At 61.3% G+C, this 21,399-nt stretch carries 17 protein-coding genes and 1 riboswitch; of the genes, 8 read left to right on the top strand and 9 right to left on the bottom strand.

What is annotated here, in order from left to right:
* Nucleotides 1-30: 30 nt before the first annotated feature.
* Nucleotides 31-1,683 carry an ABC transporter substrate-binding protein gene (locus I6E81_RS14125; protein WP_197109004.1) on the bottom strand — a complete coding sequence of 551 codons (1,653 nt, stop codon included), beginning with the start codon at nucleotides 1,681-1,683 and terminating at the stop codon, nucleotides 31-33.
* A 207-nt stretch (nucleotides 1,684-1,890) separates the two neighbouring features.
* On the opposite strand from I6E81_RS14125, the gene I6E81_RS14120 reads away from it, so the two are divergent.
* The 3 genes from I6E81_RS14120 to I6E81_RS14110 all read left to right on the top strand — a co-directional run bounded on the left by I6E81_RS14120 (nucleotide 1,891) and on the right by I6E81_RS14110 (nucleotide 4,334).
* Nucleotides 1,891-2,523: a TetR/AcrR family transcriptional regulator gene (locus tag I6E81_RS14120; RefSeq protein ID WP_197109003.1), complete on the top strand. Its 633-nt coding sequence runs from the start codon at nucleotides 1,891-1,893 to the stop codon at nucleotides 2,521-2,523.
* A gap of 150 nt (nucleotides 2,524-2,673) precedes the next feature.
* Nucleotides 2,674-3,579 (top strand): dihydropteroate synthase, encoded by a 906-nt coding sequence (gene folP, locus I6E81_RS14115; protein ID WP_197109002.1) that lies wholly within the window; start codon nucleotides 2,674-2,676, stop codon nucleotides 3,577-3,579.
* A gap of 5 nt (nucleotides 3,580-3,584) precedes the next feature.
* Entirely contained in the window at nucleotides 3,585-4,334 is a 750-nt protein-coding gene (locus I6E81_RS14110) for a pyrimidine reductase family protein (protein ID WP_197109001.1), read from the top strand.
* A 30-nt stretch (nucleotides 4,335-4,364) separates the two neighbouring features.
* Here I6E81_RS14110 and I6E81_RS14105 read toward each other — a convergent pair whose 3' ends face one another.
* From I6E81_RS14105 to aroA, 7 genes are all read right to left on the bottom strand, one after another.
* Entirely contained in the window at nucleotides 4,365-5,762 is a 1,398-nt protein-coding gene (locus I6E81_RS14105; protein ID WP_197109021.1) for an L-serine ammonia-lyase, read from the bottom strand.
* 204 nt (nucleotides 5,763-5,966) lie between these two features.
* Nucleotides 5,967-6,062, bottom strand: a riboswitch (glycine riboswitch).
* A 133-nt stretch (nucleotides 6,063-6,195) separates the two neighbouring features.
* Nucleotides 6,196-7,026 (bottom strand): siderophore-interacting protein, encoded by an 831-nt coding sequence (locus I6E81_RS14100; protein WP_197109000.1) that lies wholly within the window; start codon nucleotides 7,024-7,026, stop codon nucleotides 6,196-6,198.
* An 80-nt stretch (nucleotides 7,027-7,106) separates the two neighbouring features.
* A complete protein-coding gene (locus I6E81_RS14095; protein ID WP_197108999.1) occupies nucleotides 7,107-8,378 on the bottom strand; it encodes an alpha/beta fold hydrolase in 1,272 nt (423 codons plus the stop codon).
* Between the two features lie 144 nt (nucleotides 8,379-8,522).
* A complete protein-coding gene (locus I6E81_RS14090) occupies nucleotides 8,523-9,023 on the bottom strand; it encodes a septum formation family protein (RefSeq protein WP_197108998.1) in 501 nt (166 codons plus the stop codon).
* Between the two features lie 96 nt (nucleotides 9,024-9,119).
* Nucleotides 9,120-9,911, bottom strand: a complete 792-nt coding sequence (locus I6E81_RS14085; protein WP_197108997.1) for an inositol monophosphatase family protein — start codon at nucleotides 9,909-9,911, stop codon at nucleotides 9,120-9,122.
* A gap of 2 nt (nucleotides 9,912-9,913) precedes the next feature.
* Nucleotides 9,914-10,975, bottom strand: coding sequence for a ribosome small subunit-dependent GTPase A (rsgA, locus tag I6E81_RS14080; RefSeq protein WP_197108996.1), 1,062 nt, complete (start codon nucleotides 10,973-10,975; stop codon nucleotides 9,914-9,916).
* Nucleotides 10,976-10,977: 2 nt separating this feature from the next.
* On the bottom strand, nucleotides 10,978-12,384 hold the full coding sequence (gene aroA / locus I6E81_RS14075) for a 3-phosphoshikimate 1-carboxyvinyltransferase (RefSeq protein WP_197108995.1): 1,407 nt from the start codon (nucleotides 12,382-12,384) through the stop codon (nucleotides 10,978-10,980).
* 109 nt (nucleotides 12,385-12,493) lie between these two features.
* On the opposite strand from aroA, the gene I6E81_RS14070 reads away from it, so the two are divergent.
* Both I6E81_RS14070 and I6E81_RS14065 read left to right on the top strand, forming a co-directional pair.
* Entirely contained in the window at nucleotides 12,494-13,120 is a 627-nt protein-coding gene (locus tag I6E81_RS14070; protein WP_231601028.1) for a sigma-70 family RNA polymerase sigma factor, read from the top strand.
* A complete protein-coding gene (locus I6E81_RS14065; protein ID WP_197108994.1) occupies nucleotides 13,117-13,347 on the top strand; it encodes an anti-sigma factor in 231 nt (76 codons plus the stop codon). Before I6E81_RS14070 ends, I6E81_RS14065 begins: the two co-directional genes overlap by 4 nt.
* A gap of 99 nt (nucleotides 13,348-13,446) precedes the next feature.
* Here I6E81_RS14065 and I6E81_RS14060 read toward each other — a convergent pair whose 3' ends face one another.
* The gene (locus I6E81_RS14060; RefSeq protein ID WP_197108993.1) at nucleotides 13,447-17,271 is read right to left on the bottom strand and encodes a multifunctional oxoglutarate decarboxylase/oxoglutarate dehydrogenase thiamine pyrophosphate-binding subunit/dihydrolipoyllysine-residue succinyltransferase subunit; all 3,825 of its coding nucleotides are present in this window, start codon (nucleotides 17,269-17,271) and stop codon (nucleotides 13,447-13,449) included.
* 180 nt (nucleotides 17,272-17,451) lie between these two features.
* On the opposite strand from I6E81_RS14060, the gene I6E81_RS14055 reads away from it, so the two are divergent.
* The 3 genes from I6E81_RS14055 (at nucleotide 17,452) to I6E81_RS14045 (ending at nucleotide 21,394) form a co-directional block, all read left to right on the top strand.
* Nucleotides 17,452-18,888 (top strand): GuaB1 family IMP dehydrogenase-related protein, encoded by a 1,437-nt coding sequence (locus I6E81_RS14055; protein ID WP_197108992.1) that lies wholly within the window; start codon nucleotides 17,452-17,454, stop codon nucleotides 18,886-18,888.
* 149 nt (nucleotides 18,889-19,037) lie between these two features.
* The gene (locus I6E81_RS14050; protein ID WP_197108991.1) at nucleotides 19,038-20,360 is read left to right on the top strand and encodes a hemolysin family protein; all 1,323 of its coding nucleotides are present in this window, start codon (nucleotides 19,038-19,040) and stop codon (nucleotides 20,358-20,360) included.
* Nucleotides 20,360-21,394, top strand: coding sequence for a hemolysin family protein (locus I6E81_RS14045; protein WP_197108990.1), 1,035 nt, complete (start codon nucleotides 20,360-20,362; stop codon nucleotides 21,392-21,394). The genes I6E81_RS14050 and I6E81_RS14045 overlap by 1 nt, the downstream gene beginning before the upstream one ends.
* The last annotated feature ends 5 nt before the right edge of the window (nucleotides 21,395-21,399 follow it).

Below are 21,399 nucleotides of genomic sequence, written 5' to 3'. Positions count from 1 at the left end.
CCGCCAGCGGTGGAGTTGTTAGCCCGTTAGCTAACTAGTTGGTGTCAGCTTCGCAAGGATCTGCACAATTCCCGGTTGAGTCGGATCCGCTGACGCGTACTGATCGTCCTCGGTGGGGAACCCAACGTAGTTCCGGGTGTTGTATTCGCCGAGGAGCGGGTGCGCCCCGAGCGGAATCGCGGGAACGTTGTCTACGAAGGCTTTCTGGATAACCTCGAGAGCAGCCGTTCGCTCATCGTCGGAAGCGGTGTTCGCGTAGGTGTTCAACGCTTCAGTGACCGCGGAGTCGTCGAATCGTCCGAAGTTGAACTGAGCGCGATCATCGACGATCCACTTGGTGTCCATGGTCGAGGTGTACAGGCCATATGCATTGCCCGTGTCCTCGAGCCAATGGATGATCGCCTGGAACGTTCCTTCTTGACGCGCGGCGTCCCAGCCGCCCCAGTCAGGCTGGTCAACGTTGACATCGATGCCGAGGCCTTCGCTCAGTTCTTCAGCGATCAAAGCCTGCTCAGTGTTCCAGTCGCTCCAGCCAGCAGGAACCGAGATCGAGAACGAGACGGCCTCGCCATCAGGGTCGATCAGACTGTCGTTTTGCCAGGTGTAGCCGGCATCCGTAAGGATTTGCTTCGCTTTATCGACGTCGACCTTGTAATTCTGGCCGCTGTACTCGGGCAGGATTTCATTCTCGAGAAGATCGCTCAGCCCGGTCACGCTCCAAATCGCCTCGCTCGCTCCTTCACGCGCAATGTCGACGTAGGCCTGACGATCAATAGTCCATGCCAACGCTTCGCGGAGAGCCGGGTCATTGAACGGCTTCGTCTGAAGGTTCATGAACAGGGTGCCTGCTCCCGCGGTGGGCGACACGAGGAAATGATTCGCCTCATCCGCGGCTAGGTAGCTCGCCTCGATTTGTGGGATGAACGCCTGCGCCCAGTCGGCTTCGCCAGAGACGAGCGCGGTGGTGAGGGCTGCGTTGTCGCCGTACGAAACGTAGTGCAGTTCCGGCACCGCAAGGTCGCCGCCCCAGTAATTCGGGTTCGCCGTGAGGGTGACAGATTCCGTCGACCAGTTGTCGAGAACGTAGGGACCGGTGCCGACAGCGAGACCTTCTTCGGTGAGCGGGTCAGTGTTGGGGTCTTCGATGTTCTCCCAGATGTGCTTGGGCACTATGGGGGTGTGCAGAACGCGAGCCTGCGCGACATACTTCGAGTCGCCGAACGTGAGCGTGATGGCGTCTCCGTCGACAGTCGCACCCTCGTACTTGAGGCCGCTGGTGTCGGCGAGCGTACCGTTGAGGAACTGGTCAAACGTGAACACGATGTCGTCGCCGGTAAAGGCGGTGCCATCACTCCAGGTCACGCCGCTGCGGGGCACGACAGTCAGCTCGGTGTAGTCGTCGTTCCACTCCACGGACTCCGCGAGCCACGGGGTAGTGCTGAGGTCACCTGTCGGGTTGACGAGAGCCAGAGTTTCGAAAATGACTTTGGCATAGCCATACTTCGACGCTGACGAGTCGCCTAAGTAGGGGTTGTGGGATTCGGTGGTGATCGCGCCGTCTGGCTTTGCGATTGTGAGTGCCGCGCCGCTACCGCTAACGCTATCGCCGGCGCTCGTGGCGCAGCCGGTCAGCGCCAGCGCCGCCGCGATGCCGATGGCACCGATGGATGTTCTTAGCCTCATTGCTATTCTCCTTCGTGTGGGCGCACGACCCTGTGCGTGTGAGTGTATGACGCCGGGCGTGTCCGAAGGACGACGACGGCGTCGAACTGAGTGCGGGTTTACCTTACAATCAAGTAAGTAAGTTAAGCAAGCATCCGTTTAGTCGATCTCGATGCTCGTGTGCAGATATACTTTCATCCGGAAAGCAGCTAAAGGGGGAGGCGAACCATGGCAGTTAATCGGCGGCCACCCCGTTCCCGGCCTGAGACGCTCGCTCGGCGCCGTGACATCCTCGATGCCGCGGTCGAAATCTTTGGCAACAAGGGCTTTACCGGCGGAACGCTGCAAGAGATTGCCGACGAAGTGGGCATGACTCACGCCGGAATCCTGCATCACTTCGGTTCAAAGGACAAACTTCTTCTCGAAGTGCTTGCCCTCCGCGATGAGACAGACGTTGCTGATCTCGAAGAGCAACATATCCCGGACGGGATCGCACTTTTCCGCCACCTAGTTCGCACGGCGTTTATCAATGAGGGCCGCCCGGGTATCGTTCAGGCCTATGCTGTGCTGTCTGCGGAGTCGGTGACCGACGATCACCCCGGGCGCGACTTCTTCGAAAAGCGGTATGAAGTGCTGCGCGGTGCGGTCTCCGACGCCTTTAAGATTGTGTGCGCCGAGCGCGGAATCAAGTCGAAAGAAAAGATCGACCTCGCATCCGCCAGCATTTTAGCGGTGATGGACGGGCTGCAAGTGCAGTGGCTCCTCGACCCCAAGACCGTCGACCTCGGCCGAGCATCGGAATTCGCTATCGAAGCGATCGTCGACTCCGTGATTGCTCCGGCGCGGTCAGCGCTGTCCTGAGGGGCGGCGAACGTGAGCGTCGCCATGCTCCGCGCTCGTGAGCTCACGCGCTAGCCCGCGCAATTTATCGCGGCGAGACTAGCCCTCCGCTCTGCGCGGCCCGGCGAGGTTGAGATGCACTTGTCAGCATCGTCGCCCAGTATGGGGAGTATGAGTTTTGACCTCCCGCCGCTGCGGAATCCACGACGGACTATTGGCGATCGAACCTTTGATTTCTCGCGCAACGTTGCGGTGATGGCGATCGTGAATCGCACGCCCGATTCCTTTTACGATGCGGGAACCAACTACGCGCTCGAGGATGCTGTTGCCGCGTCGCTGCGGGCTGTCGAGCAGGGGGCCGATTGGATCGACATCGGCGGCGTTCCGTTCGCTCCGGGCGACCCGCTGAGTGTCGAGGAGGAGTGCGAGCGCGTCGTTCCCGTAGTGCAGGCGCTTCGCGAAGCATCCGACGTCGTGATCTCGGTCGACACCTTCCATGCTGAGGTTGCTCGCCGGAGTATCGCGGCCGGTGCCACGGTGATTAATGACACCACGGGCTTGAGCGACCCTGACCTCGCCGGCGTTATTGCCGCCAGCGATGCATCACTCATTCTTGTTCATTCGCGGGCGCAGCCACGCACCCAGTTCGCGCGGCCGCAGTACGACGATGTAGCGACAGAAGTGCGTGACTTTCTTCAGAGCCGAGTGGAACAGGCTCGTGCCGCGGGCGTTCCCGACGAGCGATTGTTTGTCGATCCCGGTCACGACCTCAACAAAAACACCGTGCATAGTCTCGAACTCACCCGTCGCCTCGATGTAATCACCGAACTCGGGTTGCCGACCCTCGTCGCTCTCTCCAATAAAGACTTCATCGGCGAAGTGCTTGATAAGCCGAAGCGCGAACGCCTCGAAGGTTCACTGGCTGCCGCCGTGGCATCCATCCTCAATGGCGCGCGGGTCGTGCGAGTTCACGAAGTAGCGGAAACTGTTGCGGCCGTGCGCATGACCGAAGCCATTCTGGGGCTCCGCGAACCCGCGCTGCTGAAGCACAACATGTCCGACATCAACGAAAGGTAGGCACTGTGGCCGACGCATCCGAAATTCACTCCCTCAGCGCTGGGGCGCCGCTCACCGACGAGCAACTTCTCGCGAGCTACGCGGTGGCTGATCGATCAGTGCCGTGGTTGCGCGCGAACTTCGTGTCGAGCATTGATGGCGCTGCCACCCACGAGGGAGTGTCTGGTGGGCTTGGCACGGACTCAGACGGTCGTGTCTTCGGGCTGCTTCGACGGCTTGCGGATGTCATCGTCGTTGGCGCAGGGACAGTGCGCCAGGAGGGTTACCGCAACCTCGCTCTCGACGAGGAATCTGCCGGCTGGCGGACTTCGCAAGGACTCGCCGCTCAGCCACCGTTTGCCATTGTGACGGCATCACTGCGGCTGGAGCCGGGAGACCTGGGCAGCTATGCGACGCGCCCCCTCGTGGTGACCACCGAGAGCGCACCCGCGGAGAGCCGCAAACGAATCGAAGAGGTTGCTGACGTGATCATTGCGGGAGACGCTGCCGTAGATACCGTCGAGATGAAACACCTTCTCGCGGAACGCGGACTTGTGCAGCAGCACAGCGAAGGCGGTCCGACACTCTTCGCGACCATGATCGCTCAGGGCGTTGTTGACGAACTCTGTCTCACCGTGAGCCCGCGGCTCGAAGGCGGGTCTGCTCGGCGAATTGTGGATGCGGCGGATGCGACACCGCAGAATATGTCGCTCGCGCACGCACTGTCCGCGCCCGACGGAACACTGCTGCTGCGCTACCTCCGCGCCGCTCGCTAGCGCGCTGTCGTTGCGGTATTTTCGTGCGCGCTAGCACTCGACGACGTTGACGGCGAGGCCACCCATCGACGTTTCCTTGTAGCGCGAACTCATATCCTTGCCGGTCTCGGCCATGGTGATAATGACCTCATCGAGCGAGACACGGTGCTCGCCATCGCCCCACAACGCCATCTTTGCAGCGTTGATCGCCTTCGAGGCAGCAATCGCATTGCGTTCAATGCACGGGATCTGTACGAGACCGCCAATGGGATCGCACGTGAGGCCGAGGTTGTGTTCCATCGCGATCTCGGCCGCGTTCTCGACCTGTGCGGGAGTTCCACCGAGAATTTCTGCGAGCCCCGCAGCCGCCATAGAGGAGGCCGAGCCAACCTCGCCCTGACATCCGACCTCGGCGCCCGAGATCGAAGCCATGCGCTTGTAGAGCACGCCCACGGCCGCGCTGGCCAGCAAGAAGCGAACGGTAGCGTCATCCTTCGTCGCTTGGTCGGCATCTTTCATGCCAGGCGCATAGTGGGTCGCATAAAACAGCACAGCCGGGATGATGCCGGCAGCACCGTTAGTGGGGGCAGTGACGACCCGGCCACCCGAGGCATTTTCTTCGTTGACGGCAAGGGCAACGAGGTTGACCCATTCCTGCCAGAAGTTCGGATCGCGGTTGGGGTCTTCTTCGCGCAAGCGTCGGTGCCACTCGGGAGCCCGGCGACGCACCTTCAAATTGCCGGGGAGGTTGCCGGTGCGTTCAAGGCTATTGTTCTTGCACTCATCCATGACATCGCGGATGTGCAGGAGGCCAGCAACCACCTCAGACTCGGGGCGGCGGGCCAACTCGTTGCGCAACATCACACCGCTGAAGCTGAGCCCCTCGGTGCGGCAGTGCGCGAGCAATTGCGCTGCAGTGCGGAACGGCAGCGGATCCGCGACGGCGGCTGGGCCGCTAGAGGAGCTGCCATCACGGTTGTCGCCCTCACGATAGATGAAACCGCCACCGATCGAGAAGTACGTTGCCTCCAGAATTGCGGCGCCATCCGCATCGTATGCTGCAAAACGCATGCCATTGGGGTGCCCGTCAAGCACGGTAAGCGGGTGCAGGGCAATATCGGATTCGCGGAATGGCACGTCGCGGCTCGCGCTCACGTGCAGCAGCCCGGATTCTTCGATGCGGGCCAGAATCTGGTCCATCTCGGCGGGGAGAACCTGGTCGGGGAGCTTTCCCTCCAAGCCAATGAGCACCGCGCTCATCGTGCCGTGGCCAGCACCGGTTGCGGCGAGAGAGCCGTAGAGGCGAACGCTGAGAGTGGCGACAGCGTCGAGCATCCCGTGTTCGGAAAGATCAGCGGCGAAGGACGCAGCCGCGCGCATGGGGCCGACGGTGTGCGAGCTGGAAGGGCCGATGCCGACAGTGAACAGATCGAAGCTGCTCAGGGGCACTTCTTCGAGCGAGGGCGTCGGTACTTCAGTTCGGGGGGTCAGATTGCGAATGGCCACGGTGACTCCGTTTCTTCACCACACTGCGTCGTGCGGGCGTCGTTGAGTCCTCTCCGCTCTGTATTGGGCCTGAGAGTTTCCGCACGCTTGTGGCGTTGCGTTGCCCCGTCGGCGAGTCGGGCAGGGCCGACTACTTTTCAGAGTTGCCTATCCACTGCGGTACTGGGGCCTGAGAGATTCCCGGAGAGGGTTTGCTCCTACGGCGCCAACCATCGATCGGAAGGACTCTCCCGCAGCGGAATGACGGCTGTTCACTTGTGCCATCAGCATACACTTGAGCCTGCCTCGCAGACCCGTCAATCTCGCGCCGGGGTTGTGCTCAGGCGAGCATGCGTGCCGGGCCTCTCAGCGAGAAACGCACGCTCGCAAAGACCGTTTAGTCCTCGGGGTCTGAGGGGTCGATCGGCTCGTGGTGGTCAGCGTTCGTCACGCCACGACGCCAGTAACCGTCGGCCGTCACCTGCTGTTTGGGCAATCCCAACTCGCGACGCAAGTAGCGGCGGAGCGGCACAAGTGTGGTTGCTTCGCCGGCGAGGAACACGAAGGTCGACTCACCAATTTCGCCGAGCGCTCGGAGGGCAGCCTCCAGCTGGCCGAGGCCGTCGCGACGGTAGTACCACTCGGCATCCATTCGAGCCTTCTGCTCGTCACTGAAGTAGCTCTCAAGGCTGTCGTCGGCGACATCGAACAGGGCGGTGATGTTTACCGAGGTGGGGAGCATGTCGATCCAGCGCGAGGCTGCAGGAAACGCAGTCTCGTCCGCGATCAGGATGACGTGGGTTGCGCCAACAGGCAGCAGTCGTGATCCGCGCGGGCCCGCGATCACGAGGCTGTCGCCAGCGGCGGCTGAGCCGGCCCAGGCGGAGGCAGGCCCCTCATCACCGTGGACGACGAAGTCGATATCGAGCTCGTGACGACCAGCATCGCTGCGGAAGCCGAGCGGGGTGTAGTCACGCGAAATAACCTTGCCCTCGCCCTTGGGCTTCTTGATTCCATCGGCGGTCATCGTGGGTGCAGTGAGCACGCCGGTTGCGGGATCGGGAAAGAATACCTTGACGTGGTCGGTGGGGCCGCTGCTGACAAATCCGGCGAGTTCATCACCGCTGAGGGTGATGCGCGCAATCGACGGCGCCGGGTGGCTGACGGCGCTGACCGTCAGGTGGCGGATAACGAGGGGATGCTTGACGGAGTCACGTTCAATTGTCATAGGCGATGGGCGCGGGCGCCGGCTCATTTCACTAAAAGTTAGGCTTACCTAACTACTGTAACCCTCGGATGCCGAGAGGGCTAGTGAACCGAGGAGCGTTCTGTAGTCGTGATCGAGATCTCGCCCTCGAGAGAGCGGTGTACAGGGCACTTGTCGGCAATGACGAGCAGAGAAGCTCGTTGCTCATCGGTGAGTTCACCCTCGAAGGTGAGCTCACGAGTGAAATGCTCGACCATGCCCTCGGTTGAGGTGCAGTGCTCGCACGTGGCCGCATCGATCCGCTCGCGAGTGAGGCGCACGCTTACCGACTTCAGCGGCATCTTCTTGCGGTCGGCGTACATCCTGATCGTGATGGAGGTGCAGCTTCCGAGACCAGCCAAGACGAAGTCATACGGTGCAGCGCCATGATTCTCGCTCAGCGGTGCAGGCTCATCAGAGATCAGTTCGTGCCCCGACGCGAATACTCGCTGTTCGTAGCGCGCCGGACCGCTCTCGGTGACGATCACCGAGCTGCCGTCGGCAGTAACAACCGCGCTCGGGTTGACAACCGCAGCGGTTTTTGTGCCAGTGTCGCTCTTTGTCGGCTGAGGAGCCGCCGCGCCGTCGAAAGCGTAGCGAGCTGACCACGCCGCGATCATGCTCGCCGCGAAAGCAGCATCGTCCCGATTGCTCAGGAGATGATCCGCGCCATCGAGCGCCACAAAAGACTTGGGGTGCTTCGCTGTTTCGAAAATCTCTCGCGCGTTGTCGACCCCCACCGTCTGGTCGATGGGGGAGTGCATAACCAACAGGGCGGCATCAAGATCGCGCAATCGAGCGGACTGCGGTTGGGCGGCGATGTCGTCGAGGAGTTGCTTGCGGATGCGGAACTCGCGACCGCCCAGCTGAACCATTGCTTCTCCCGCAGCCGCAATCTCGGCGCTGGCGTGGGCGAAGAGATTCGTGATGTGCGCCGGATCGCTTGGGCTGCCGAGTGTGACGACAGCACGAGTCGACGGCATGCGGTGCGCGGCAGCGAGCACGGCGGCTCCACCGAGTGAGTGCCCGATAAGAATCGTAGGCGCACGGTAGTTGGTGCCGAGGTATTCGGTGGCGGCGACGACGTCGTCGATGTTCGAGCTGAAGTTGGTATTCGAGAAATCACCGTCGGAGCCGCCCAAGCCCGTGAAGTCAAAACGCAATACGGCGATGCCGTAGTCAACAAGTGCTTTCGAAATGCGTGAGGCAGCGAATGAGTCTTTCGAGCACGTGAAGCAGTGCGCGAAAAGGGCGAAAGCAGAAGGAGCGCCATCGGGGAGGTCGAGACGCGCCGCCAGCATGGAACCGTTGGAGCCGGGGAATTCGATCTTCATTATCCGTTACCACTTTCGTATCGACGTGCTCCAGCGTTTCTTATCCGGATACCGGATGCAACGTCCCCATGCTCTCAGTTCTTCCCGTTAACGCCAGAACGGCCGACAAAGACGGTGTCTTGGTCGGCCGAACGGGTAAGAAAATTACTCTGCTGCACCTGCGAGCGAACCACTGATCTGGTTGCCTGAGGGGTCATAGACGAGGCACAAGATTTCGCGGTCGCCCTCTGACCAGCTGCCCTCAGTGGGGTAGTACCAGGAGAAGTCGTAGACCGAGTCTTCGTAGTCCGCGCCAATAAAGGTTCCGAACTCTGCGTAGCAGTCAGCCGTCGCCTGATCTTCGATTGCGGAGTCACCGGGGAAGTCGCCCTCGGCCATGTAGGACGCAGCGTAGACCTCAGCATCGTGCGGCTCCGCGCAGTCGACGGTTTTGGTGCTGGAAACTTCGCCACCGTCTTGGTTGCCGACTTCACAGTCGCCAATAACGAGGCTGAAGATGTCTTGCGTGGTGCCGGCTCCGGGGTCGACGGCATCCGAAATTTGGTTGGTAACTTGATCGAGGATGCTGCAGCCACTGAGCGCCACTGCTGCAACAGCAATGGTGGCGATGGCGAGCGTCCGGCGCCAGATGTTCTCTGTCGTCATGGAAGTGGGTCTCTTTCGTCTGAGGTAGTCACGCTTCGTTCTGGTCAAGCTTAGTGAAACTCAGCGTATTCACAGCTAACAGAAGCGGGCGAAACCTTAGTGAGAGCCCAAAAACCCCAGAACTTCGTCATGAAGTACGCCATTTGTTGCCAGAGCGTTACCTTCCCACGGTCCCGGAACGCCTTCAACAGAAGTGAAACGACCACCCGCCTCCAACACAATGGGGATCAACGCGGCCATGTCATACGGCTTCAAGTCGAATTCGCCCACGACGTCGAGCGCGCCTTCGGCGAGCAGCATGTACGCCCACATATCGCCGATCGCGCGCGAACGCCACGTGGCACGAGTTAACGCAACAACAGCATCGAGGCGACCAGCTTCATCCCAGCCCGGCAGGCTGTTGTAGCTGATGGATGCCGCCTCTAGCGAGGAGACCTTGCTCACCGAGATCTGTTCAGGCTCGCCACCGTGGGCTTGGGCGAAGGCGCCGTGACCTGTTGCTGCCCACCAACGCTTGCCGAGAGCGGGAGAGCTAACAACGCCGACCTGTGGCACGCCATCGATGACGAGAGAAATCAGGGTTCCCCAGATGGGGACGCCGCGCAAAAAGTTAGAGGTGCCATCGATGGGGTCGATGATCCACTGGCGGTTCGAGTCGCCGGCCTCGCCATACTCTTCTCCCAGAATGGAGTCTCCGGGGCGGGCAGCAGCAATTCCGGCACGGATGCTGCGCTCAACAGCCTTGTCGGCATCCGTCACAGGCGTGCGGTCGGGCTTTGTCGTGATCTCAAGGTCCAGCGCGGTGAAGCGGTCGAGCGAGATGAGGTCAGCATCGCCGGCGAGGGCGAGCGCGAGGGAAAGATCGTCGGCGAGAGTGTATTCGGTCACGACTACACGCTAGCGGAACCGAGTGTCGTGATGAGCCGCTGGAACGAGTCGAGGCGCAACTTGCCGACCTCGCCGAGCGCTCCGCCAGCGACCGCTTCTGCAATCGCGCAGTCGGGAGCATCGGGCAAATGAGTGCAGCCGCGCGGACATTCTTCGGCAAGCTCGGCCAAGTCAGTAAAGGACGACAAGATCTTGCTCGGGTCGATGTGACCGAGGCCAAAGGATCGAACTCCGGGAGTATCGACAACCCAGCCGGTGCCCACGCGATACGAAATGGTCGACGATGACGTGTGACGCCCACGCCCGGTGACCGCATTGACATGGCCGACCGCGCGATTAGCGTCGGGTACAAGAGCATTCACGAGCGTCGATTTGCCCACTCCCGAGTGGCCGACCGCAACCGTAGTGTGGCCTTCCAAGAGCGCGCGCAGCTCGTCAAGGGGAACCTCATCTGAACGGCTCTCGATCACTGTCAGATCGAGACCCGCAAAGTTCTCCAAGAACGGCGCCGGATCTTGCAAGTCAGTCTTGGTGATGCACAGGATGGGATCAATCCCCGCATCAAAGGCCGCCACGAGATAGCGGTCAACTAGGCGCGGCCGTGGCTCCGGGTCGGCGGCGGCGACAACAATCAGCATCTGGTCGGCGTTGGCGACGATGATGCGTTCAACGGCATCCGTGTCGTCGGCGCTGCGGCGAAGCAGTGTGGTGCGTTCGCGGATGCGAACGATGCGCGCGAGAGTACCATCGGTGCCGCTCGTATCGCCCACGAGATCGACCCAGTCACCCGTCACGACAGACACTTTGCCCTGCTGGTTGCGACCGAGTTCGCGGGCCCGAGCGGCAATGATTTGGCGTTCGTCTGGCGTGCCCTCGTCTACCCAAATTCCGTAGCGACCGCGATCGACGCTGAAGACGCGCCCCTCAATGGCGTCGGCGTGGTCGGGGCGAATCTTGCTTCGCGGCTTGTTGGCTTTGGGGTTCGGCCGCATGCGAATCGAGCTCTCGTCGTATTCGCTGTACTTGCGGTCGTCATCGTCGTCGTCGCCGGTGAGCCAACTCATCGTTAGAGCAATCCGAGAGTGTCGGTGGTCAGCGGTGCGTCGCCGACGAGCGTGCGCCACAGCTCCGGGAACTGGGGGAGCGTCTTGGCGGTCGACTCGATGCCCTCGATCTCTACGCCCTCAATGGCGAGACCGATGATGGCGCCGGCGGTCGACATCCGGTGGTCTTCGTAGCTGTGCCATACGCCACCGTGCAGTTCGGCCGGCTCAATGTGAAGACCGTCGTCGAGTTCGGTGACGGATCCGCCGAGTGCGTTGATCTCGGCGCGGAGAGCCGCGAGGCGGTCAGTCTCGTGTCCACGCAAGTGGCCGATTCCGGTGATCGTACTCGCGGATGACGCCAGCGCAGCAATCGCCACGATTGCGGGAGCGAGTTCGCCACCGGTAGAGAGGTCGAGCTCAATGCCGGGGTAGCGCTGGCCGCCCACGACGCCTACGCCGCCATCGACAGTGAGCGCACCATCTTTGCGCGTGACCGTCGCGCCGAAAAGGGGAAGCAGCTGCTCAAGGTCAGCACCGACCTGAGTGGTTGACTCTGGCCAGCCTTCGATCGTGACGGTTCCGCCGGCCACGATCGCAGCCGCCAAGAACGGCGCGGCATTAGAGAGATCGGGCTCGAGCGCCACGTCGATCGCACGGATCGGGCCAGCGGGAACAACCCACACCCCGGGTTCCGGACTCTCCACCGTGACCCCACGTGCAGCTAGGCATGCGACCGTCATCTCGATGTGCGGCATGCTCGGCAGCTTATCGCCGGTGTGACGAAGCGTCAGCCCCTTCTCAAAGCGTGCTGCCGCAAGAAGAAGACCAGAAACGAATTGGCTGGATGCCGAAGCATCGATGCTGACGTCGCCGCCAGCAACCGTGCCCATGCCGTACAGGCTGAAGGGGAGGGTTCCGCGACCGTCGTCGGACACATCCACGCCGAGCGCTCGCAGCGAGTCAATCGTGGTGCGCATGGGGCGACGAAGGGCAGCTTCGTCGCCATCGAAAGCCACCGGTCCCAGGGCGAGCGCCGCAACGGGCGGCAGGAAACGCATGACCGTTCCTGCGAGACCACAATCGATCGAGGTGCCACCTTCGAGTTCGCCCGGGGTGACGTGCAGATCGGGACCGAAGGCGTTGCCGGTCGGGATCTCCGTGATCCCGACGCCAAGCGCACGCAAAGCTTGAATCATGAGGGCGCTATCGCGCGAATGAAGGGGCGAGTGCAATCGCGATGGGCCATCGGCGAGGGCGGCCAAGACCAATTCGCGGTTCGTGAGGCTCTTGCTTCCCGGCAAACTCAGTGATGCGGAGAGTGCGTGAGTGACGGTCGGCGCCGGCCAGTTTCCGGGCACCGTGGTGTCTGGCACCGTCTCGTCGTCATACGGGCTGAACTCTGGGTTGGAATACTTAGATACGAACATCAGTTACTAAGAGTATCGGCGTTTAAGACCCCACGGAGGAGGCGCCCGTATGACCGTAGTACTGAATACTCAGCAGGATGCCGTCATCAGCGAACTAGAATTGTCGCTAATGACTACCGACAGAGTTGAGCCCAGCGCCACCGATGCTGCCGCTGACGAGAAGCGACGACAGTTTGAAGAGCAAGCGCTGCCCTTTATGGACCAGCTTTTTGGCGCTGCAATGCGGATGACCCGCAACCCTACGGACGCTGCAGATCTCGTTCAAGAGACCTTCATCAAGGCGTTCCAGGCGTTCGGACAATTCCAGCAGGGCACGAACTTGAAGGCCTGGTTGTATCGCATCCAGACCAACACCTTCATCAATATTTACCGCAAGAATCAGCGCAACCCTTATCAGGGCACGATCGATGATCTTGAAGACTGGCAATTGGGCGGCGCAGAATCCGTCACTCAGTCTGTCTCGACGCGGTCGGCTGAAGCAGAAGCTATCGATCACTTGCCCGACAGTGCGGTGAAGGATGCTCTGCAGTCGATTCCCGAAGACTTCCGCCTTGCGGTCTACTTCGCCGACGTCGAAGGCTTCTCCTATCAGGAGATCGCCGACATCATGAAAACCCCCGTAGGCACCGTAATGAGTCGACTGCACCGTGGCCGTCGCATGTTGCGTGAACTACTAGCCGACTACGCGCGTGACCGCACCCCCGGCACGCCAGCAGCATCAAGGAGCACGAAATGACCGACTGCGGTTGCGAAAAAGCAAAAGCCGAACTCGAGGAATACCTCGACCGTGAACTCAACGAGGCCGACTTTCAGGATGTCTCAAACCATCTCGACAACTGCGAGTCCTGCTCAAGCGAACACCTTGTGGCGCTCGCGTTGAAGCTCAAGGTCAAGCAGGCCTGCCGCGAGACGGCCCCGGATGATCTGCGCAGCGCGATCTTGTCGAAGCTGGCGGGCGCCTAAACACTCTCTAGCGCTGAGCGCCTACGGTTGCTCACCGCGAACACGAAAGCGGGCACCCTCCTCGGAGGATGCCCGCTTTAGTGGTTAACGCGGTTGCGGTTACGGCTGGGTAATCGCGTGGTCGATCAGTTCGGCCTGCTCGAGCGCGCTGCGCTTCGACGAACCGGTCGCCGGTGAGGCGGATGCCGGACGCGATGCGAGCTTGATCTCACGCGACTGAATGTGGCGCTGGAGTTCCAGGCTGATGAACGGCCAGGCACCCTGGTTCTCAGGCTCATCCTGAGTCCACACGATGTCAGCGTTCGGGTACTTGTCAAGAACCTCGGTCATGTCGGCAACGGGGAGCGGGTAGAACTGCTCCATGCGCACTACAGCAATGTGCTTGATCTCGCGCTTGTCGAGCTCAGCGGCAATGTCGTAGTAGGTCTTGCCTGACGTCACGATGACGCGGGTGACGGCTGACTTGTCGTCGAGACGCACGTCGTCGAGAACGGGCTCGAAGCGACCACTCGTGAAGTCAGCAACGTCGCTGGTGGCACCGCGCAGGCGAAGCATCGCCTTGGGGGTGAACACGATCAGCGGACGGCGCGGACGCGAGTAGGCCTGGCGACGTAGCAAGTGGAAATACGATGCCGGCGTCGACGGGCGAGCCACGATCATGTTGTTCTCGGCACACATCTGCAGGTAGCGCTCGATGCGGGCGGAGGAGTGGTCGGGACCCTGGCCTTCATAGCCGTGCGGCAGGAGCATGACGACGCTTGAACGCTGAGCCCACTTCTGCTCGGCGCTCGAAATGAACTCATCGACGACGATTTGGGCACCGTTGGCGAAGTCACCGAACTGGGCTTCCCACATGACCAGAGCATCGGCGCGTTCTACCGAGTAGCCGTACTCGAAGCCGAGAGCGGCGTACTCGCTGAGCAGCGAATCGTAGATCCAGAAGCGCGACTGGTTCTCGGAGAGGTTCTGCAGCGGCAGCCACTCTTGACCGTTTTCGCGGTCGTGGAGCACAGCGTGGCGCTGAACGAAGGTGCCTCGACGAGCATCCTGACCGGCCATGCGCACCGGGGTTCCTTCGAGGAGAACAGAACCGATAGCGAGCAACTCGGCAAATGCCCAGTCGATTCCGCCCTTGCGGCTCATGTCAGTGCGCTTCTTCAACAGAGCCTGCAGCTTCTTGTGCACGGTGAAGTTCGCCGGCGGGTTCGCGTGAGCATCACCAATGAGGTGAACAACGCTCTCGTCGATGCCCGTCGTGATGGGCTCTCCGATAGCATCGTCGCGCTGCGAGCCGGGACGCTCAAGGTCAGAAACTCCGTTGCCATCCTTGCTGAGGATCGGCATCGAACCGGTCTGAGCGGCATGCGTCTCGGCAAAGGCGCGCTCAAGGCGGTCTTGGAAGTCCTGGTGGCTGGCTTCGTACTCTTCCTGAGTGATGTCGCCACGACCGACGAGACCCTCGGTGTAGAGAGTACGAACGGAACGCTTGGCTTCGATCAGGTTGTACATCAGCGGCTGCGTCATCGAGGGGTCGTCGCCCTCGTTGTGACCGCGGCGGCGGTAGCAAATCAGATCGATAACAACATCGCGGTGGAACTTTTGGCGATAGGCGAAGGCGAGCTCAGCAACGCGAACAACAGCTTCAGGGTCGTCACCGTTCACATGGAAGATCGGTGCCTGAACAGTCTTGGCAACATCCGTCGAGTACTGCGACGTGCGGCCCTCGCTCGGCGGAGTCGTAAAGCCAACCTGGTTGTTGATGTTCACGTGGATGGTTCCACCCGTGCGGTAGGCACGCAGCTGCGACATCTGCAAAATCTCAACGACGATGCCTTGACCGGCCATGGCCGCGTCTCCGTGCACCATGACGGGCAGAACAGCGTAGGAGCCAATCGGGCGACGGTCTTGCTTGGCGCGGACGATTCCCTCGAGAACGCCATCCACCGCTTCAAGGTGCGAAGGGTTAGCGGCAAGGTAGACAGGGATCTGACGACCGTCAGCTGCCGTAAAGGTGCCCTCGGTGCCGAGGTGGTACTTGACGTCACCCGAACCCTGAACGGTGCGGGGGTCTTGGGTTCCCTCGAACTCACGGAAGATTTGACCGTAGGTTTTTCCGGCGATGTTCGTGAGAACGCTCAGGCGGCCGCGGTGGGCCATGCCGATAGCAACCTCTTCAAGGTTTGCTTCTGCGGCCTTCTGGATGACAGCATCCAGCAGCGCAATCGTCGACTCTCCACCCTCAAGGCTGAAGCGCTTCTGACCGACGTACTTGGTCTGCAGGAAGGTCTCGAAAGCTTCGGCTTCGTTGAGCTTGCCGAGGATGCGCATCTGCTCGTCGTGGCCAGGCTTGCTGTACGGCTTCTCGACGTGATCCTGGATCCAGCGGCGCTGCTCCGGGTTCTGAATGTGCATGTACTCGATGCCAACGGTGCGGCAGTAAGCATCACGCAGGGTGCCAAGAATCTCCCGCAGGAGTGCTTGGCGCTTGCCACCGAAACCGCCAGTGACGAACTCACGGTCGAGATCCCAGAAAGTGAGGCCGTGACTCGAGATATCGAGGTCAGGGTGTGAGCGCTGACGGTACTCCAGCGGGTCAGTGTCAGCCATGAGATGACCACGAACGCGGAACGAGTTAATCAGTTCCTGAACGCGCGACGTCTTGTTGATGTTGTCGGCGAGGTCGACGTTGATGTCGTTGGCCCAGTGAATGGGGTCGTAGGGGATGCGCAACGCCGCGAAGATGTCTTCGTAGAAGTTGTTGGCACCGATGAGGCGCTCGTGGATCTTCTTGAGGAACTCACCCGAACCAGCGCCCTGAATAACGCGGTGGTCGTAGGTGCTCGTGAGGGTAACCGTCTTGCCGATACCCAATTCGGTGAGGGTGCGGAGGCTTGCACCCTGGAACTCGGCCGGGTACTCAAGCGCTCCTGCACCGACGATCGTTCCCGAACCGCGCATGAGGCGGGGCACAGAATGCTCGGTGCCGATCCCACCCGGGTTGGTCAGCGAAATCGTGTTGCCCATGTAATCGGGGCCGGTCAGCTTGTTCGCGCGAGCGCGGGACACCACATCTTCGTAGGCAGCAAGGAACTCGCCGAAGCCCATGGTCTCGGCGTTCTTGATGCCGGGAACAACAAGCGCACGGGTGCCGTCCGGCTTCGGCATGTCGATGGCGATGCCGAGGTTGATGTGCGCCGGAGTGACAACAGACGGCTTGCCGTTTGGCTCGTCGTAGAAGACGTTCTGGCTGGGGAACTCTTTGAGAGTTTCGATGATGGCCCACGCGATGAGGTGGGTGAACGACACCTTGCCACCGCGAGCACGCTTCAAGTGGTTGTTGATGACAATGCGGTTGTCGATCATGAGCTTCGCGGGAATGGTGCGAACGCTCGTAGCGGTCGGAACCGTGAGGCTCGAGTCCATGTTCGAGGCGAGGGCTTTCGCAGCGCCTCGCAGGGGAGCAACCGCGTTTTCCGTCTTGGGCTTAGCAGCGGCCTCGGCCTTGAGGGTCTCGATCGGAGTGGTTGCAGGGGCCTCGGCCGGGATCGGCTGTGGCTTCGGCTCAATCGACGTGGTGCGGGCGATTGGCTGGCTGCCCGTGCTGGGGTTCGCCTCATCGACGAAGGACTTGGCGTCGGCTGCGGGAGCTGCGGGAGAAGCAGCGGCGGCGGCGGGCTGCGGTGCAGCGGGCGTCGTCGCCGGGGCTGCGGCCGGAGCATCCGGAGTCGTCGACGTGGGAACAGCGCTTGACGGAGTCAAGTCAGCCGAGGGCTGGTAGCTCTCGAGAAAGGGCCACCAGGATTCCGCTACTAGATTCTTGTCTTCGAGGTACTTTTCGTACATCTCGTCGACCAACCATTCGTTGGCCCCGAAGTCGCTCGAGGAGTCTCCGTCCGCTGCGGTTCCGGTTACTTGGCCTGACACGTCAAACCGCCTACTTTCAGTTCTGGTGTTCACAAAAACGGCGCGCGGTCTGCGCGCCAGACATCCCTCCCAATGTTAATCGCTTTGTTGTGCGTCTGCTGGTCGTGGGGCGGCGATCTCCGTTATTTTCCTGACTTTTCTGCAGATTGTTTTCATCTGGTGGCAATTAGGCTCGTCACCATGGATTTCTACGAGACCAGACCCACGCACGACTTGACCTACTCAGACGTGTTTTTGGTTCCCAGCCACTCCGCGGTGGGGAGTCGGATGGCAGTTTCGCTGGCACCCGGTGACGGAACGCCCGCGACCATTCCGCTCGTAGCATCCAACATGAATTCCGTGACAGGGCCACGGCTGGCCGCCAGCCTCGCACGCCGCGGCGGACTAGGCGTGCTCCCGCAAGACCTCAGCGACGATGACATGGCCGACGCCCTCGCGTGGGTGCGCGATCAGCCAAGCGACCTCGACTCGGCAGTTTTCTTGAGCCCGCACGACGCCGTCGAGAAGGCGCTTCTGCTCGTGCCTCCGCTGCCAGGGCACGGGGTTGTGCTCCTGAACGACGGCGAACTCGCCGGAGTCGTGGATGCCGAACAGCTGGCCTCGGCAATGCCCGGTGCAGCGCTCGGCGATATCGCTCGCGCTGACACGCAGGCGATCGAGCGGGCCGAGTTTGGTAGCTCCCGTGAACTTTTCGACCTCCTCGTAGAGCGAGGAATCTCCTTCGCGCCCGTCGTAGTGGGCGCGACAGTGGTGGGAACCACAAGCAAGACAAGTGCGCTCCGCTCGACGCTCTACACACCAGCCCTCGACAGCCACGGCAAGCTTGCCGTCGCTGCAGCACTCGGCATCAACGGCGACGTTGGGGCGCGTGCGCGCGCTCTCGTCGCTGCCGGTGCGTGTGCTCTCGTTCTTGACACCGCCCACGGACACCAAGAAGGCATGGTGCACGCGATCGAAACCGTCGCCGCCCTCGACCTCGGCGTACCGCTAGTTGCAGGCAACGTGGTGACGAGCGCCGCCGTGCGAGACCTTGTCGGAGCAGGAGCAACCATCATCAAGGTCGGTGTCGGCCCCGGCGCTATGTGCACCACGCGCATGATGACCGCGGTCGGTCGTCCGCAGTTCTCCGCAGTGCTTGAGACGGCGGCAACCGCGCGCGAACTCGGCGCCCACGTGTGGGCTGACGGCGGGGTGCGCTACCCGCGTGACGTTGCACTTGCGCTCGCCGCTGGCGCAGCATCCGTCATGATCGGTTCGTGGTTTGCTGGCACGATCGAAGCCCCAGGCGAACTGCGTCACGATGATGCCGGTGCGCTCTACAAAACCAGTTGGGGGATGGCGTCGACCAAGGCAGTGCGGGCTCGCTTTGGTGGCCTCGATGCTTACGATCTCGCTCGCAAAGAACTCTTTGCTGAGGGGATTTCTGGCTCCAAGATCTATCTTGATCCTGCTCGACCGTCTCTCGACGACCTCGTCGACATGATCACGTCGGGGGTGCGCAGCTCGTGCACCTATGCCGGGGCGGCCACTTTGACGGAGTTCCGCGAGCGGGCGTTGGTGGGCATCCAGTCGGCTGCCGGGTACGAGGAGGGAAAAGCCCTGCCCGTCAGCTGGTAGTAGATCGGCAGTTCCTAAGGAATCTGTCCTATAATTGGGCCCATAATGGACGACCCTCCCTCTAGTTGTCGCCGGGGCCCTTCTCCGTGCGACCATCACCTGTTTCTCGCCCGTTCTCTACCTACCTCCGCGGCTGGAGGTGAACTGTCATGAATGAATGGCTTCTCCTCGCCGCCGGCCTCGTGCTGACCGTCGGCACTGGCTTCTTCGTCGCCTCTGAATTTGCTCTCGTCAACCTCGATCGTTCCGATCTTGAGTCACGACAAGAGCGGGGCGAAAAGCGACTTTCCCCCGTAATCGCGGCGCTCAAGCACACGTCGACTCACCTGTCGAGCGCCCAGCTGGGAATCACCCTCACAACTCTTCTCGCTGGCTATACCCTCGAACCGGCCTTCAGTATTTGGCTATCGGTTCCGCTCGGCGAAGTGCTCCCCGAGGGCGTTGTGGTCGTGCTTGCTAGCGTGCTGGCGATCACCTTTGCCACGCTGCTCTCTATGATCGTGGGCGAGCTGGTTCCCAAGAACTTTGCTCTCGCGTTGCCACGCGCCACCGCAAAATTTGTCGTGCCATTCCAAGTTCTTTTCACGACGGTGTTCAAGCCGGCCGTGAGCCTGCTCAACAACACGGCAAACGCGATCCTCCGTTCCGTGGGAATCGAGCCGAAAGAAGAATTGTCGGGCGCTCGCACGGCAGAAGAGCTGACATCCCTCGTTCGCCGCTCGGCTAGCCAAGGCAGCTTGGAAGCGGACACGGCCACCCTGCTCGCGCGCACGCTCGCCTTTGCCGATCACACGGCGCAAGACGTGATGACGCCGAGGCCGCGGGTTGACAGCATCGACCGCACCGACAGTGCGCAAGACGTCATTGACCTCGCCAAGCGCACCGGCTTTTCTCGCTTCCCTGTAATCGACGACAGCATCGACGATGTTGTGGGCTTTGTGCACATCAAGCAGGCCGTTGCGGTGCCCCACAAGAAGCGAGCCGACGTGCCCGTTTCTGCGCTGCAGACCGAAGCGCTCCAAGTGCCAGAAACGATGCGATTGGATGCTCTGCTCTCAGAACTGCGCGGACGCGGCTATCAGATGGCTGTAGTCGTTGACGAATACGGCGGGACTGCCGGAGTCGCTACTCTCGAAGACCTCGTGGAAGAGCTCGTCGGTGAAGTGTCCGACGAACATGACCGCTCCAAAGCGGATGTGGTGCGTTCTCGTGACTGGTTCACGTTCCCCGCAATTCTGCGCCCCGATGAGCTTCTTGAGCGCACGGGCGTTGAAGTTCCCGAAGAGGGACCGTATGAAACGGTTGCGGGGTGGCTCATGAGCGAACTCGGCCGTGTGCCGCGCACCGGCGACACCATCTCCGCCGCCGGCGGAGTGTTCCGCATTGAACGACTGGAAGGTCGACGCATCGACCGCGTGAGGTTTACCCCCGATCCGATTGACGCCACAAGCGATGCCGAGGTGGTGCGCTAATGGACGTCTGGGGAATCATCTGGCTTTTCGTTCTACTCATCATCAATGCCTTCTTCGTGGGGGCAGAGTTTGCCGTCATTTCGGCGCGACGCTCACAGATTGAGCCGCTTGCGGCATCCGGTTCACGTTCGGCAAAGACCGCGCTGTGGGCGATGGAACACGCAACGCTCATGCTCGCGGCGTGCCAACTGGGCATCACCGTGTGTTCGCTGCTGATTCTGAACGTGTCAGAACCTGCTATTCATCACTTGCTCGAGGTGCCGTTGGCGCTGACCGGGCTAAGCGAAGAACTGATCAGTACTGTGGCGTTTATTCTCGCGCTGATCATTGTCTCGTTCTTGCACGTCGTGCTCGGAGAAATGGTGCCCAAGAACTTGTCGTTCTCGATTCCTGATCGTGCGGTGCTCATCTTGGCGCCGCCGCTCGTGTTCATCGCGACAGTCTTCCGCCCCATCATCGTTGCCCTCAACGCGATCGCGAACGGCATCCTGCGGCTCTTCAAGGTTGTGCCGAAGAACGAAGCGAACAGCGTATTTACTCTCGACGAGGTCGCCACGATTGTTGCCCAGTCGAAGCGAGAAGGCGTACTGATGGATGCCGGTGGCACTCTCACCGGTGCGTTTGAGTTCACCTCCAAAAAGGTTCGGGATGTCGCAATCCCGATGTCGGGGCTCGTCACGCTGCCCGAAGCTGCCGCACCTGCCGATCTCGAAAAGGCGGTCGCGCAGCGTGGATTTTCGCGCTACATCCTGCTGAACGATGCGGGGGAGCCCACGGGCTACCTGCATTTGAAGGACGTCATTGACCTCGACGAGAGTGAATTCTCGGAGCCAGTGCCGCCGAAGCGGATTCGTCAGCTCATTTCGATGTACTGCGAGACTGACCTCGAAGATGCGCTGGCGACAATGCGTCGTTCGGGAGTGCACGTTGCTCGCAGCTTCGATGCCACCGGCGAGACAACGGGTGTGCTGTTCCTCGAAGACATCATTGAAGTGCTCGTCGGCGAAGTGCAAGACGCCACCCGGCGTCGCTAGCGGCG

It is taken from the genome of Salinibacterium sp. NG22, from assembly GCF_015864925.1.
Classification (GTDB): Bacteria; Actinomycetota; Actinomycetes; order Actinomycetales; family Microbacteriaceae; genus Rhodoglobus.
The sequence above is the reverse complement of the archived record's forward strand: the minus strand, read 5'-3'. Positions and strand labels throughout refer to the sequence as shown.